Source organism: uncultured Murdochiella sp. (assembly GCF_902488755.1).
Classification (GTDB): Bacteria; Bacillota; Clostridia; order Tissierellales; family Peptoniphilaceae; genus Murdochiella.
The window spans coordinates 1-15,601 of record NZ_CABTXF010000011.1; the positions used below are offsets into that span (position 1 = coordinate 1).

The 15,601-nt window shown below is 51.7% G+C and carries 10 protein-coding genes; 8 read left to right on the forward strand and 2 right to left on the reverse strand.

The features are described from left to right. The 8 genes from purC to RDL68_RS02185 all read left to right on the forward strand — a co-directional run. Positions 1–818: phosphoribosylaminoimidazolesuccinocarboxamide synthase (gene purC / locus RDL68_RS02150; RefSeq protein ID WP_308540029.1), on the forward strand; the 818-nt coding region annotated here is incomplete at its 5' end. 69 nt (positions 819–887) lie between these two features. Continuing rightward, the gene (locus RDL68_RS02155) at positions 888–2,312 is read left to right on the forward strand and encodes an amidophosphoribosyltransferase (protein ID WP_308540030.1); all 1,425 of its coding nucleotides are present in this window, start codon (positions 888–890) and stop codon (positions 2,310–2,312) included. After that, entirely contained in the window at positions 2,312–3,364 is a 1,053-nt protein-coding gene (gene purM / locus RDL68_RS02160) for a phosphoribosylformylglycinamidine cyclo-ligase (RefSeq protein WP_308540031.1), read from the forward strand. The genes RDL68_RS02155 and purM overlap by 1 nt, the downstream gene beginning before the upstream one ends. After that, positions 3,361–4,833, forward strand: coding sequence for a phosphoribosylglycinamide formyltransferase (gene purN / locus RDL68_RS02165; RefSeq protein ID WP_308540032.1), 1,473 nt, complete (start codon positions 3,361–3,363; stop codon positions 4,831–4,833). Before purM ends, purN begins: the two co-directional genes overlap by 4 nt. 90 nt (positions 4,834–4,923) lie before the next feature. Beyond that, positions 4,924–6,354, forward strand: a complete 1,431-nt coding sequence (gene purB, locus RDL68_RS02170; protein ID WP_308540033.1) for an adenylosuccinate lyase — start codon at positions 4,924–4,926, stop codon at positions 6,352–6,354. Between the two features lie 83 nt (positions 6,355–6,437). Next, entirely contained in the window at positions 6,438–7,622 is a 1,185-nt protein-coding gene (locus tag RDL68_RS02175) for a phosphoribosylaminoimidazolecarboxamide formyltransferase (protein WP_308540034.1), read from the forward strand. A 111-nt stretch (positions 7,623–7,733) separates the two neighbouring features. Further along, a complete protein-coding gene (purD, locus tag RDL68_RS02180; RefSeq protein ID WP_308540035.1) occupies positions 7,734–9,020 on the forward strand; it encodes a phosphoribosylamine--glycine ligase in 1,287 nt (428 codons plus the stop codon). After that, positions 9,017–12,775, forward strand: a complete 3,759-nt coding sequence (locus RDL68_RS02185; protein WP_308540036.1) for a phosphoribosylformylglycinamidine synthase — start codon at positions 9,017–9,019, stop codon at positions 12,773–12,775. Before purD ends, RDL68_RS02185 begins: the two co-directional genes overlap by 4 nt. A 12-nt stretch (positions 12,776–12,787) precedes the next feature. Here RDL68_RS02185 and RDL68_RS02190 read toward each other — a convergent pair whose 3' ends face one another. Together RDL68_RS02190 and RDL68_RS02195 are read right to left on the reverse strand one after the other, a co-directional pair. Beyond that, positions 12,788–13,468, reverse strand: coding sequence for a phenylalanine--tRNA ligase beta subunit-related protein (locus RDL68_RS02190; protein ID WP_308540037.1), 681 nt, complete (start codon positions 13,466–13,468; stop codon positions 12,788–12,790). A 149-nt stretch (positions 13,469–13,617) separates the two neighbouring features. Continuing rightward, positions 13,618–15,486 (reverse strand): hypothetical protein, encoded by a 1,869-nt coding sequence (locus RDL68_RS02195; protein WP_308540038.1) that lies wholly within the window; start codon positions 15,484–15,486, stop codon positions 13,618–13,620. Positions 15,487–15,601 lie beyond the last annotated feature (115 nt).

Genomic DNA, 15,601 nt, shown 5'->3' on the forward strand with positions numbered 1-15,601 from the left:
CGGGCAAGCCTGCGGCAATTTTGTTTTTCCGTCTGTTGGATTTCCGGCAAACGGTGTATGGTATGTTATGGTACAAAGTAGGAAGAAATAAGGAGGATCCCATGGAAAAGTTGGAACAGCTCTACGAAGGAAAAGCAAAAAAGGTATACGCCACAAACGAAAGCGATAAAGTCATCGTTTCGTATAAGGACGATGCCACTGCCGGTGATGGCGCAAAACGCGGCACCATCGTCGGAAAAGGCGCTATCAACAACCGCATGACGAATTTCCTCATGCAGTTGCTGGAAAAGGAAGGCGTACCGACGCACTTTGTCCAAGAGCTGGACGATCGCAATACCGTGGTGAAAAAGGTCGAGATTGTCCCTCTCGAAGTCATTATCCGCAATATTTCCGCGGGTTCGTTTGCGAAACGCTACGGCGTAGAAGAAGGCATTGTATTTGACAAGCCGACCTTGGAGTTCTCCTATAAGGACGATGACCTGCATGACCCATTGATTAACCGCTATCACGTCCTGGCGCTGAAACTCGCCACCGAAGAAGAGTTGGATCGCATTACCGCCATGGCGTTTAAGGTCAATGAAACGCTGAAAACCTACTTCCGAAAACTCAACGTCAAACTGGTCGATTTCAAGCTCGAATTTGGTCGCACGGTTGACGGAACCATTGTATTAGCCGATGAGATTTCCCCGGATACCTGCCGTTTCTGGGATGCGGAAACCAATGAAAAGCTGGATAAAGACCGCTTCCGCCGCGACATGGGCGGTGTGGAAGATGCCTATAAAGAAATGATGCATCGCGTATTTGGCGAACAGGCATAACACCACATCTTGCACATGGCGTTATCGCCTTTGTTCACAAGGAAACCACAAACACAGTAAGGAGTAGCTATGGGCGGTTTTTTTGGCGTTGCCTCTCGACGGGATGCCCTGGTCGATGTATTTTACGGCACAGACTATCATTCGCATCTCGGTACACATCGCGCCGGCATGGCAGGCTATGATAAAGAAATCGGACTGCAGCGAGAAATTCACGATATTGAAAATTCCCCGTTTCGCACACGCTTTGAATCCATCTTTGAAGAAATGAAAGCCACGTCCGCGATTGGCTGCATCAGCGACTACGATCCACAGCCGCTGCTCATCCGATCGAAATTCGGCACCTTTGCCCTCTGTTTTATCGGCGTTATCAATAATAAAGAGCAACTCATCAAGGAATATCTGTCCAAGCCGGGTGCGCACTTCGATGCCATGACCAATGGACAGGTCAACAGCGTGGAGCTCATCGCCGCAATGATGGCGGAAGAAAATTCCTACATTGAGGGGATTCGCGCCGTTCAGCGGCGCATTGAAGGAACCGCCTCTCTCCTTCTCTTGAAAGACGACGGTGCCATTTTAGCCGCTCGTGATTACTACGGTAGGATTCCTGTCTTTGTGGGAGAAAACACCGATGGACATTGCGTTTCGTTTGAGCCCTTCCCCTATCGCAAGTTAGGCTATCAAACGGTAAAAGAACTGGGACCGGGCGAAACGGTGGAAATTACCCCGACGGGCTTCAAAACCGTTCTTGAAGCACAGGAAGAAATGAAAATTTGCGCATTTCTGTGGACATATTACGGTTATGCCAACTCGGCGTATGAAGGAAAGGGCGTAGAAAAATCCCGCTATCGCAGCGGCGAAATTCTGGCGGAAAACGACCGGAAAAATAAAGGCATCCCCGACATCGATTTTGTTGGCGGCGTACCGGATTCCGGTTTGGCGTATGGACAAGGCTATGCCTACGAAAGCGGCGTACCGTTCGGTCGTCCTATGCTCAAATATACGCCGACTTGGTCGCGTTCCTTTACACCGTCACGGCAATCGGAGCGAAATCGCGTTGCCCACATGAAACAGATGCCCATAACGGATTATATCGATGACAAAAAGCTGCTTATCGTGGATGACTCCATCGTGCGCGGAACGCAGCTGCGTGAAACGGTTGATTTCCTTTACCGCAACGGAGCAAAATGCGTTCACATGCGCTCGGCGTCACCACCGATTCTCTTCAGCTGCAAATATCTCAATTTTTCTCGCACCAATAACGAGATGGAGCTGCTTACTCGCCGCATTATCTTGCAATTGGAAGGCGAAGAAGGGTTCAATCACCTGGATGAGTACCGTGACGGCACGACCGATCGTGGGCGCGCCATGCGCGATAAAATTGCCGAACAATTTCACTTTTCCTCGCTGGAATACCAGACGCTGGAAGGAACCATTGAAGCCATCGGGCTTCCTCGCTGCCAACTGTGCACATATTGCTGGAATGGAGAAGAATAATGGATGAGATGAATCGACAGTCCTCTTCTGCGGCGTATAAAGAGGCGGGTGTGGATATTACCGCCGGTTACCGCGCAGTAGAATTAATGAAAAAACATATCGCACGCACGACAACATCGGGCGTTCTTTCCGGCATCGGTGGCTTCGGTGGACTATTCGCTCCGGACATCACGGGAATGGAAAAGCCCGTCTTGGTCAGCGGCACTGACGGTGTGGGCACAAAGCTAAAGTATGCGTTTTTGCTGGATAAACACGATACCATCGGTATCGACTGCGTCGCCATGTGCGTCAACGATATTCTCTGCAGCGGCGCTGTTCCCCTCTTTTTCCTCGACTACATTGCCTGCGGAAAAAATGATCCCGAACGCATCGCCCAAATCGTAAAAGGTGTCGCAGAAGGATGCGTCCAGTCCGGATGCGCCTTAATCGGCGGAGAAACGGCGGAGATGCCCGGCTTCTATCCGGAAGAGGAATATGACCTTGCCGGTTTTGCCGTAGGCATCGTCGATGAAAAGAACATGATTGACAAAAATAACGTCAAGGAAGGCGATCAGCTGATTGCTCTGCCTTCTTCCGGCGTACATTCCAATGGATTTTCTCTCGTGCGCAAAATCCTCGACGGCAACAAAAATACCGACTGGACAACCCGTTATTCTACGCTCGACGGCAAAACGCTCGGCGAAGCCCTTCTCGAACCGACACGCATCTACGTCAAACCGGTTCTTTCGCTGATGAAACAAGTAACGGTCAAAAGTATGGCGCACATCACCGGCGGCGGTTTCTATGAAAATATCCCGCGTGCCCTTCCGGATGGTCTTGGTGCGAACATCGACCGCGCGGCGCTCCGTCTGCCCTTCCTCTTCCGCTTTATCCAAGAAGCCGGAAAAATCACGACGCACGATATGTACAACACCTTCAATATGGGTGTCGGTTTCGTGCTCGTCGTATCTAAAGAAGATCTGCCCACAGCACTCGAAATCCTGCAGGAAGAAGGCGAAGAGGCCTATCGCCTCGGCGAAGTGGTAGCCTCGCCGGAGAAGGTGATTCTATGAGTGGTGCGACAACCCTCGTTCCCATAGCCGTCTTTGTTTCGGGTGGCGGCACAAATTTACAGGCGCTTCTTGATGCCGAAGCCGCCGGAAAATTAGCGCCGGCAACGATTTCTCTTGTTCTTTCCGATCAACCGGATGCTTATGCCCTTGAGCGCGCGAAAAAAGCAGGTATTCCTACCGCTGTGGTTTCGTCTACGGCTTTTTCAGGGGATGCTTGGGAGGAAGAGGTATGCAAAATACTGTGCAAAGCCAATATTGCGCTCATTGCCCTGGCAGGCTTTTTGCGTGTGCTATCTCCTAGAATCATCCAAGCCTATCCGCAGCGCATCATCAATATTCATCCCGCGCTTTTGCCTTCTTTCGGCGGACGCGGCTACTACGGGATACACGTCCATGAAGCGGTGCTTCAAAATCGCCAGCAAATCACGGGTGCCACCGTGCATTTTGTAACGCCTGAAACGGATGGCGGTGCCATTTTGGCGCAACACGCCGTGTCCGTTTGCGTAGAGGATACGCCGGAGACTTTGCAACGCCGTGTTATGGAACAAGCCGAATGGCGTTTGCTTCCTGCCGCAGTACATACCCTCGCGGTACGCTTGACCAATGGCTTGTCGGAAGAGGCTTTCGGTCTTCCCCTTTCTCCAGCAGAAAAAACACCTTTTTTTGCGGAGGAAGAGAAAAGCGTATCGTATTCTTCCGGCAAGACGCTAAAAATACAAACCCAAACAGAACTTGCCCAAACTGGCTCTCAAGTAGGAAACGATGCACCGTCGCTCGCCTCTCTTGTGGAGGGCAATCCCTATCCCGGACGCGGCATTGCGCTGGCGCATGGTCCACACGGTGAGCGTCTTGTAGCGTATTTCATCATGGGGCGAAGCGCAAACAGCCAAAATCGCGTCTTTGTGCAGCAAGACGGCGATCTTTACACACACGCGCATGATCCGGCTCTTGTCGAGGATCCTCGCTTAATTATCTATCGGGCGCTTTCCCACACGACGTATCACGAAAAACCCGTGACGGTGGTTACAAACGGCGATCAGACCGATACCATTCTTGAGGGAATTGCCCAAGGAAAATCCTTCGATGACGCTCTGCAAAGCCGCCGTTTTGAACCCGATGCACCGCACTTTACCCCGCGCATTTCCGGCTTGCAAAGCGCCGAAGGAATACAGCTTTCCATTTGGAAGGCGATGAATGCCCGTGGAAAACAGGCGTGTTACTCCGCTTTCCACTACGAAAAAGAGCTCGGCTTCGGGCGTTTTCTCTCCACCTATGTGACGGATGCTGACCCTCTTCCGAGCTTTCAAGGTGAACCTATGCGCTTTTCCTGGGACGGCGACGCAGAACGATTAGCGAATTGTCTTTGGAACGCATTAGATGCACAGAACCGCATTGCGCTCTACGTGGAAGTCCAAACCGAAAAAGGCATACACACCATTCAAAAGAGCCGCTTTTGCGAAGAAGCGTGATTCGGTAGCGTTTTGTTTTGCAAAGCGTGCTGTCTCGTATCACGCAAGGCGCTTTTTGTTTCTCCTGTTTTTAGACAGAAAGGATTTTTCATGGACGCTTACGATCGTTATCTTTCTCCCCTTTCGACGCGCTACGCCAGCGACGAAATGCAATTTCTTTTTTCCGCCCGACATAAGTTTCATCTGTGGCGTAAGCTCTGGATTGCTCTGGCGCGCGCAGAAAAAGAGCTGGGTCTGGACATTACCGATGCGCAAATTGCCGAAATGGAGAAGGTGGAAGAGGACATCAATTTTTCGGTAGCGGAAGCGCGCGAAAAAGTCGTTCGCCATGACGTAATGAGTCACGTTTACGCCTTTAGTCAACAGGCACCAAGCGCTGCGCCCATCATTCATTTGGGTGCTACAAGCTGTTATGTCACCGATAACACCGACCTTATCATTCTGCGTGAAGCGTCGATGGTGTTGTTGCATAAAGCCGCACAGGTGCTCGTCAATCTGCGTACCTTTGCAGAGCGCTACAAAGCCGTTCCTGCTCTGGCGTATACCCACCTTCAACCGGCACAGCTGACAACACTGGGAAAACGCGCCACACTCTGGATGAATGAGCTCGCCATGGATATGGAGCAGCTGCAGTTTCAAATAGATCAGCTTGCCTTCCGCGGCGCAAAGGGAACGACCGGTTCGCAAGCCAGTTTTTTGGAACTGTTTGACGGTGACACAGAAAAAGTACAGGCATTAGACGAGAAAGTAGCCGCTGCCTTTTCCTTCTCTCGTCGGATTCCCGTTTGTGGGCAGACATACTCCCGAAAAATTGACTCCTTCTTCCTGTCTGCCTTGTCCGGCATGGCACAAAGCGCCTCGAAATTTGCCAATGACCTGCGTCTTTTACAATCCTTTGAGGAGATGGAAGAGCCCTTCCAAAAAGAACAAATCGGCTCCTCTGCCATGCCTTATAAACGCAATCCGATGCGCGCGGAACGCATGACCGCACTTGCCCGCTATGTCATGACAGATGCCTTAAATCCCGCTTTTACCGCCGCTACGCAGTGGATGGAGCGCACGCTGGATGACTCTGCCAACAAACGCATCGCCGTCGCCGAAGCATTCCTCGCAACAGATGCTATTTTGAACATTTATATGAATGTGACCGAAAACATGACGGTCTATGAAGCAGTCGTACATCGTCGTGTGATGGAGAAACTCCCTTTTATGGCAACCGAAAATATTATGATGGAATCGGTAAAACGCGGTGGTAATCGCCAAGAGCTGCATGAAATCATTCGTGTACATTCCCATGCGGCAGCGCGTGCCGTTAAAGAAGGCAAGCCCAATGACCTTATCACCCGTCTTGCCGAAGAACAGAAAATCCCCCTCACCGAAGAAGAAATTCGTTCGCATCTGGAACCCACCGCATATACCGGGCGCTGTTGCGAACAGGTTGAACAGTTTTTGGTCGAGGTTGCCGATCCATTGATTGCGTGCTATCACGACAGCGATCGCAAAAGTACCTTGTCGGTCTAAGCCGGACACGCAGAAAAAGGCGAGACAGTCATTGTGCTGTTTCGTTTAGACGAATCCGCTTGTTAAAACGTCAGGAGGTCATCATGCAGGAATGTCCATTAAAGTATGGCTGTAACCCCAATCAAAATCCGGCGCGTCTGGATAGGGCAGACGGCGGAGAGTTGCCTTTTACGGTCGTAAACGGCAATCCCGGCTATATCAATTTCTTGGATGCCTTAAATTCGTGGCAGCTGGTTCGTGAATTGGATGAAGCTACCGGAATGCCTGCCGCCGCTTCCTTTAAGCACGTCTCTCCCACTTCGGCAGCACTTGGTCTGCCTCTTCCCGATACGCTGAAACGCGCCTGTTTTGTTGAGGATGTCGATGGTCTGGATGACTCCCCCTTAGCCTCCGCGTATGCCCGTGCTCGCGGCACCGACCGCTTAAGTTCTTTTGGAGACTGGGCGGCACTTTCCCGTCCGGTAGACGCCGCCACCGCACGTTTGCTTCGTCGAGAAGTTTCCGACGGCGTTATTGCGCCAGACTATAGCGAAGAAGCCCTTGCTATTTTGTGTGAAAAGAAAAATGGCAAGTATAACGTGGTTTCCATTGATGCCAGCTATGTGCCCAACCCCTTGGAATCCAAAGAAGTATTCGGCATTCGATTTACACAAAAACGCAACGATTGCCGCTTTTCACCGGAAACGTTGGGCGATATCGTCACCCAGGAAAAAGACCTGCCATCCACGGCAAAACGTGACCTGCTTGTCGCCCTACTTACCTTGAAATATACGCAATCCAATTCCGTCTGTTTTGCGGTGGACGGACAAGCTATTGGAGTCGGTGCAGGACAGCAATCCCGCATTCATTGCACACGTCTTGCAGGCGATAAAGCCGATACCTGGCGACTTCGTCAAAGCGAGCGCGTGCTTTCTCTTCCGTTTCGTTCGGATCTTACCCGTGCTGCGCGTGATAACGTGATTGACCAGTATCTGCATGACTATGAAGAGGATGTCACTGCCGAAGGACGCTGGCAGCTGTATTTCACTTCGCGTCCTTTACCGTTTACAAAGGAAGAACGTGCTGCCTACCTTCGCCAAGAGGCACGACTTAGCTTGGCAAGCGATGCGTTTTTCCCCTTTGCGGATAACATCCTACGAGCGGCACAGAGCGGCGTGCGCTATATTGCACAACCGGGCGGTTCTACCCGTGACGATGCGGTTCGAGAACAAGCCGATGCGTGTGGCATGACGATGGTCTTTACGCATCAACGTTTGTTCCATCATTAAGCATTGCCTTCTTATCGCGCCAACGAAATCTCCTGGCGCATAAGCAAAAATAAAATCCCCCTTGCGCATTATGCGCAAAGCAAAAACGTAGCGAAGAAAACGAGGTGTCCCATGAATGTATTAGTTTTGGGCGGCGGTGGCCGCGAACACGCCATCATCAAGGCATTGCGCAAAAATCCGACGATTAACCGCATATATTGCACGCCGGGAAACGATGGCATGGATGGCGGAACGCCGTTTCCCATTGCTGCTGACAATTTCTCTACGCTGATTCGTTTTGCAAAGACCGAACACGTCGAATATATTGTGGTCAGCCCTGACAATCCGCTCGTCGAAGGTGCCGTCGATCGTTTTACCGAGGCAGGATTTCGCTGTTTCGGTCCGACAAAAGCCGCTGCACAGTTGGAAGGCTCAAAGATCTTTGCCAAAGCCTTCATGAAACGTCATGAAATTCCCACCGCACGATACGAAGCCTTTTCTACTGCACAGGATGCGCGCGACTACATTCATGCCGAAGCAAGTGCCGGACATCTTCCGCTGGTGATTAAAGCCGATGGTTTAGCGCTCGGAAAAGGCGTTGTGATTGCCGAAAGTGAAGAAGAGGCGCAAGACACCATCACCCGATTTATGGAGCAGGATGCCTTCGGCGAAAGCGGGCATCGCCTCATTGTCGAAGAATTTATGGAAGGTCCGGAAGTGACCGTGCTCACCCTCACCGATGGAAAAACCATCGTTCCGTTGCTTTCTTCCATGGATCATAAACGCGCCTACGACGGCGATAAGGGGCCCAATACCGGCGGAATGGGCGTCATTGCGCCCAACCCGTTCTATACGAGTGCCATCGCTGATGTATGCCGAAAAACCATCTTTGAGCCGACCATAAAAGGAATGTGTGAAGAAGGAATGCCCTTCAAAGGTTGCCTCTACTTCGGGCTCATGCTTACGAAAGAAGGTCCGAAAGTGGTGGAATACAACTGTCGCTTCGGTGATCCGGAGGCACAAGCCATCCTTCCTCTTCTCGAAAGCGATCTGTTCACCCTGTTTCAAGCCGTCAGCGACGAAACATTAAGCGAAGATATGGTGCGCTTTACCGATGGTGCTTCCTGCTGCGTCATTTTAGCCTCCAAAGGCTACCCGAAACAGTACGAAAAGAATGTGGAAATTACGCTTCCTCGTCACCTGCGCGATAAAATTTTTTGCGCCGGGGTGCGTAAAAAAGGCAGCACGTATTATACCAACGGCGGACGAGTCGTCGGCGTAGTGGAAACGGCGCCCACGCTTCACGAAGCGATAACAAAAGCCTATGAAACCGCAGAAGAAATCTCCTTCCGGACGAAATTCTTCCGCACCGACATTGGACAGAAAGCGCTTGAGGCGCTGGAAAGGAGTCAGGCATGATTCATCGTATCTACGTCGAAAAAAAACCGGCACATGCACAGGAAGCGCATGCGCTTCTTCGTGACCTTCATGACTTTGTGCAAGTACATTCGCTAAAGGGTGTGCGTATTCTCCATCGCTATGATGTAGAAGGCATCGACGATGCTGTTTTTTCACAGGCGGTGGAAACCATTTTTTCCGATCCCACCGTTGATCAGGTGATGGAACAACTGCCGCAAGCCGATGCGCATCTTAGCGTGGAACCCCTTCCCGGTCAGTTCGACCAAAGGGCGGATTCCGCTGAACTCTGTCTGCGCCTTCTTTCCCGCGTGGAAGAACCGCGTGTGAAAACCGCCCGTGTCTATCTTTTTGAGGGGCAGCTTTCGGACGAAGAACAGGAACGCCTGCGGGCGCATCTCATCAATCCCGTTGAGGCGCGCGAAGCATCGGACGCCCTTCCGGAGACCTTACAATGGGCAAGCACCGAGCCGAAAGCCGTACCGACGCTGGACGGATTCATCGATGCCGATGCCGAAGCCTTATCGGCGTTTCGGACAGAAAAAGGGCTCGCTATGGATGACGATGATCTTCTTTTCTGTCAGGACTATTTCCGTACAGAACAACGCGACCCGACCGAAACCGAAATCCGCATGATTGACACCTATTGGTCGGATCATTGCCGCCATACCACCTTTCGTACTATCATCGATGAGGTGACTTTTGAAGACCCTCTCTTGCAGGATACCTACGAAACCTATCTGCGTTTGCGCGAAGAAACCGGTGATACCAAACCCATCTGTCTTATGGATATGGCGCTCATTGCGGCACGGTATCTCCGTAAGACCGGAAAACTCATCGGAGAGGATGTTTCCGAAGAGATTAATGCTTGTACGGTACACGTGGATGTAACCATTGACGGCAAAAAAGAACCGTGGCTTTTGCTGTTCAAAAATGAAACGCACAATCCCCCCACGGAAATTGAGCCATTCGGCGGCGCTTCGACCTGCATCGGCGGTGCGATTCGCGATCCGCTTTCCGGACGCGCCTATGTCTATGCTGCCATGCGTGTTACCGGGGCAGCCGATCCGCGCACACCTCTCGCCAAAACCCTAAAAGGAAAGTTGCCACAGCGCAAAATCGTTACCGAAGCGGCACAGGGGTATGCTTCCTATGGCAACCAGATTGGACTGGCAACCGGCATGGTGCATGAACTATACCATCCAGGGTATGCGGCAAAACGCATGGAAATCGGCGCGGTGGTCGCTGCTGCACCGACGGAAAATGTCGTGCGCGAAACGCCTCAGCCCGGCGATTTAGTCATTCTCCTCGGTGGACGTACCGGTCGCGACGGCATCGGCGGTGCAACCGGTTCATCAAAGGCGCATACCCTGCATTCCGTAGAGACGGCCGGTGCAGAAGTCCAAAAAGGGAATGCGCCGGAAGAGCGAAAATTGCAGCGTTTCTTCCGCAACGCCGAAGCCGCACACATGATTAAGCGTTGCAACGATTTCGGTGCCGGCGGCGTGTCCGTCGCGATTGGAGAAATGGCGGAAGGCATTCATATTTATCTGGATCGCGTACCGAAAAAATATGCCGGACTCAATGGTACGGAATTAGCCATCAGTGAGTCGCAGGAACGTATGGCGGTCGTCATTGCCACCGAGGACTGCGAACGATTTATGGAAATTGCGGCATCGGAAAATCTGGAAGCTACCGTCGTGGCGGAAATTCAAGCCATACCCCGTTTACAGATGGAGTGGAAGGGGCAGACCATTTTAGATTTATCACGCGCTTTCCTGGATTCCAATGGTGCGGAAAAGCACATTTCCATTCCGACAAAAGCCGCAACATGGCAACCTTCTCCCACAACGGAAGAACAGGATCTGGAAACACTCTTCACGACTTTTGCTCGCGATTTACGCAACGCCGATCAGCATGGTCTGGTGGATCGTTTCGATTCCACCATCGGTGCGGGAACCGTCCTGATGCCTTATGGTGGAAAAACATACGCTACGCCGATTCAGGCGATGGTGCACCAGATTGCCTTGGAAAAAGGAGAGACCGATACCGCCTCGTACATGTCTTGGGCATACTCTCCGGAAGTAGCGGAAAAGAGCCCCTTCCACGGCGCTTATTTGGCGGTGGTGGAATCCCTCGCGAAGCTCTTGGCAACCGGAGCAGACCGAAAACAGACTTATCTTACTTTTCAAGAATATTTCAAGCGTCCCGGCGATACGCCGGAACGTTGGCAAGAACCCCTTGAAGCCATTCTTGGTGCTCTGCGGGCACAGTTAGACCTCGAAGTGGCTTCCATCGGCGGAAAAGATTCCATGTCCGGCACCTTTGAATCCATGGATGTTCCGCCCACACTGGTATCGTTCGCCATCACCACAAACAGTGCAAAGCGTGTTCTTACTCCGGAATGGAAGGCCGTCGGTCAGTGCCTGAGCGTATTGCGTCCGCACCTTCAGCCTTCCGGATTACCGGAACACGCTTCCTTAGATGCCCTCTTTACTGCCATGGAACAACTTACGCAGCGCGAAGATGTGCATAGTGCCTATGCGCTCGGTTATGGCGGATTGCTGGAAGCCTTGGTGCTTTCTTCCGCAGGAAATGAGGTCGGCGCGGCGTTGAACAAAGAGGTAACGCCTTCGCTTCTCGCTACCCCATGCTTTGGTGGTTTCCTCATCGCCTCCGACGCACCTTTGGAAAGTCTTTCCGATGTGGATGTACTGGAGATTGGAAAAACCACCGCCTCCTATACGCTCACCTTCCCCGACACCACGATTGACCTGAAGCGCATTTCCGCTCTGCGGAAAGAAACGCTCCAAGATGTCTACCCCACAAAACCGGCAACACCACCTGCGCCGCTTTCTGCCGAAGCGAAAAATGCCGTAGAACTGGCAAAAGCACACGCGAAAGAACATCCTTTTGCCGGCTATCACGGAACGGCCTTTTCGTTGCAAAAAACCGTCCCCAGCGTCGTCATTCCCGTCTTTCCAGGAACAAACTGCGAGGTCGACTCCGCTCGTTATGTGGAACGTGCCGGACTGGCTGCCCGTGTACAATTGGTTCGCAACCAGACGACCGATGATATTGCCCGTAGCGTCGAAGAAATGGCCGCAGCTCTTCAACAGGCGCAGATTCTTTTCCTTCCGGGTGGTTTTTCCGGCGGTGATGAGCCGGATGGAAGCGCCAAACTCATTAATGCCTTTTTCCGCAATGCGGAACTCGCCGAAGCGCTCACGGATTTGTTAGACCGTCGTGAAGGACTCGTGTTGGGCATCTGTAATGGTTTCCAAGCGCTGGTAAAGCTCGGCCTTCTGCCCTTTGGACGACTGATGCCGCCCAGTCCGGAACTGACAACGCTGACATATAACACCATCGGACGGCACCAATCGCAAATCGTAACGACGCGCATCGTCACCAATAATTCCCCGTGGCTTGCCCACGTCACGCCGGGACAATGCTTCCGCGTGCCCATCTCGCACGGAGAAGGGCGCTTAGAAATGGAAGAATCGCAATTACAACAGTTGTTCCAAAATGGACAGGTCGCCGGACAATATGTCGATGCGTGCGGTGAGCCGAGTATGGAGGTAACGTATAATCCGAACGGATCGCTCGGCGCGGTTGAATCCCTTCTCTCTCCCAACGGAAGAATCTTGGGCAAGATGGGGCACAGCGAGCGCACCGGACGTTTTCTCTATCAGAATCTGCCGGAAGTTGCCGATCTCCGGCTCTTTGAGGCGGCAAAAGACTATTTCAATAAAGAATAACCAAGAAACCGCTTACGCTTCGGCGTGAAGCACTTTGGTTGTAAACGCAAGCCCGGGCATACATTCCGTCATGTCCCGGGCGATGCGTGCAAGGGCATCCAAGCGCATATCCACCGAGGTCACGGCATTGCCCACAATAATAAAAATCGCATTTTTCGTTTCCGGATCAAATTTATAGTTTTCCCCGTCACGCACGCCCATCCACGCCATAATGCCGTTAGCATCGCGATACAGATAGTCGGTCTCCGCTACATGCTTTTCAGTAGACAGAATAGGCAAAAACACATCTTCTTTTCCGCTCACGGTAAAGGTAATCGGCTCGGCTACTTTGTCCAAATCATGCCCACCAATCGCTAAAAAAGAACGCAGAGACTCTACATTGTAGATGTCCACAATGGTATTCACGTGAGGCAGCGTACCACGATGCTGAATATTGCGAATGAGCGCCGGAACAGTCGGGGGATTTTTCTTTACGCTGCGTCCTACACGCTGCATCATATCCAGGTATCCTTTTGTGATGGGATGTGCCATCGCTTCCTCCAACGAGGTCGACAACGCCCATTCTTCCATCTCTTTCTGCTTTTGTTTCAGGTCCTCCGTCAATTCCGCCTGCGGATTCACGTTTTGTGCTATACCGATGACCACATCGGTAATGCCCAGTTTCGCTAAACTGGAATCGAAAATATAGTTCATTGTTCCCCTCTCCCTCTTCCTATTTCTATCAAAGAACACTGTCGCGGTCGGTCAAGCTCGTTCTTAGTTCTAAGCAAAACAGGCTTGCTTGTCGCCTTGCATAATAAAAGAGGACGGCTTGCCGTCCCCTTTCGTTCGATGAAAAAACGTCATTCAATGCGGTCGAAGTCACCTGGCGTAAGCGCGTCGTCCAACTCCTTGAACGTCGCTGTAGAAGACGCTTTTTTCAGGCGATCCGGCGTAAGTGGTACGTCCGGATAGCGTTCTTGTAGATATAACAGCGCATCGGTAATTTTCGTCTCCCGTGTCCCGTCCGGATTCGTCTGTCCCGTCTTTTCGTCTTTCACCGGACCGATCAGCTCCACATAATTCGCTTCGCCCATCACCGTAACCGCATAATCCAAAAATCGTTCGAGATCACGCATCTTAAACCGATACACATTTCCCTTCATGGGAATAAGCGATTCATCCGGATACGTCTCGGCAAGTTCGGCGCCCGTCATTTTGTCGGTTAAGTGAAACTCCACCTGCGGCAAGTCTTCGCGAATGGTGTCTTTTGTTAAATTGGTTTCCTGCACTGCCAACGAAACGGTATCTTTGTTTTGATCCAGCGTGGGGAAAATAAGTTTATCCTGATGCCGAATGAGATCCCCATTTCCCTGAGCAACAATATTCGCCACCTTCAACCCGGAGGGCGTTGGCTCCAAAATTGCCCAATATCCGGCGGCTCTACCTTCTTTTGATCCGGTGGTCGTCGCATGAATGAGGTATTCCGGCACCTTGTCATCGTTCAAATCCATTCGTCCAAACGCATAAGAAGGATTGCCTTCCGGCACGTTAGCACGAAGATCTTTTCCGTCATGCAGATAGCCGTTGGAAGAAGAGAGAAGCGGTAAATTCCAATTCCATTCCACAACGGCAGGATTATCCCGCATCATCGAAACGAGCTTTTCCCACTCGCTCTGCTGTGCGCCAAGGGTGACGTCATCCGCTTCTTTCGGCGGATTGCCTATCATTCCCGCAGTAGTCAGGTTCTCGGCAACGAATTGCGGGCTGAACAGTTTGTCCAGCATACTGTACACTTTTTGATACCGACCAAGGTCGTTCTCTTCTTGTCGAATGACATAAAACCGACCGTCCTCCGCCTCAATGAAGCGCAGTTTTCTCGCCGTATCCGCCTTTTCCAGCTCTTCTTTCTTCTTCGCGTCTACAAGCGAAACAGTAATCGCACCCGGAACGTTTCCTCCCTCTTCGATCTTCTCCTGCAAGGCTTTGTCGTCCAGACCCAACAGAGTCATCATCTGTCGCGGTAAGATAACAAATCCGTCTTTGGTAGGAGAAACATACAGCTGTTTCGCCATATCTCCCGTCGTGCGCAGATCCAGTCCTACGCTGAGGGACGGATGTTGATAAAAAACAACTTTCGTATTTCCTAAACGCTGACCGGTAAAGACCGGCAATTCTGCCAGCGCTTTCGAGGAAGGTGTCGAGGGCACTTTCGCCGCCTCTTCTTCCGTCGGGGTGCGTTCACTCGTTACGCGGCTTGTCTGCGGTTTTTGCGCGGATGACGCCGGCTTTTCGGAAGAGGGGGTTTTGACGGACGTGCTCGGTTTGGTTTCGTTGGATGCCGGTGCTTTTTCGGACGTGGTCGGCTTTTCGCTCGCCGGCGTTTTATTCCCGCCGTTTCCCGATTGATTTTGACTGGATGCCGAAGGATGCACCACCAGATTTCCACTCTTTTCGGAAGAGGATGCCTTGGAATTTTCCGGCAGACTCATGGAATCATACGAGGCGCGAGATAGAGCTTCCTGTGTCTCAAATCCCGGTCCCGTTATCGAGCTCACCTCGGAGGAAGAGCTTGCTTTATCAAACGACTCTTGGTAACTTCCGGAAAGTCCGTCATCGACGATGGTTTTCGGCGGTTGATTTATTTTTAGAGCGCCATACAGCACGCCTGTGCCGGCAACGATGATGCCAACCAGCGCACCGATCTTTTTTTTATCCTGATTGCTTAACATACGCCCTCCTTTACTCTTGTTCTTCTTCCAGTATAGCGAACGCCGGTCGTAATGCCACGACCGAAGCAAAATTCTTTTTCTCTATCATAACCGATACGGGTGAATAAAATGTGTT

Excerpts from the sequence above, each read along its gene's own strand:
- RDL68_RS02155 (WP_308540030.1), top strand. The coding sequence starts at position 888 with ATGGGCGGTTTTTTTGGCGTTGCCTCTCGACGGGATGCCCTGGTCGAT.
- purM (WP_308540031.1), top strand. The coding sequence starts at position 2,312 with ATGGATGAGATGAATCGACAGTCCTCTTCTGCGGCGTATAAAGAGGCG.
- purN (WP_308540032.1), top strand. The coding sequence starts at position 3,361 with ATGAGTGGTGCGACAACCCTCGTTCCCATAGCCGTCTTTGTTTCGGGT.
- purB (WP_308540033.1), top strand. The coding sequence starts at position 4,924 with ATGGACGCTTACGATCGTTATCTTTCTCCCCTTTCGACGCGCTACGCC.
- RDL68_RS02175 (WP_308540034.1), top strand. The coding sequence starts at position 6,438 with ATGCAGGAATGTCCATTAAAGTATGGCTGTAACCCCAATCAAAATCCG.
- purD (WP_308540035.1), top strand. The coding sequence starts at position 7,734 with ATGAATGTATTAGTTTTGGGCGGCGGTGGCCGCGAACACGCCATCATC.
- RDL68_RS02185 (WP_308540036.1), top strand. The coding sequence starts at position 9,017 with ATGATTCATCGTATCTACGTCGAAAAAAAACCGGCACATGCACAGGAA.
- RDL68_RS02190 (WP_308540037.1), bottom strand. The coding sequence starts at position 13,468 with ATGAACTATATTTTCGATTCCAGTTTAGCGAAACTGGGCATTACCGAT.
- RDL68_RS02195 (WP_308540038.1), bottom strand. The coding sequence starts at position 15,486 with ATGTTAAGCAATCAGGATAAAAAAAAGATCGGTGCGCTGGTTGGCATC.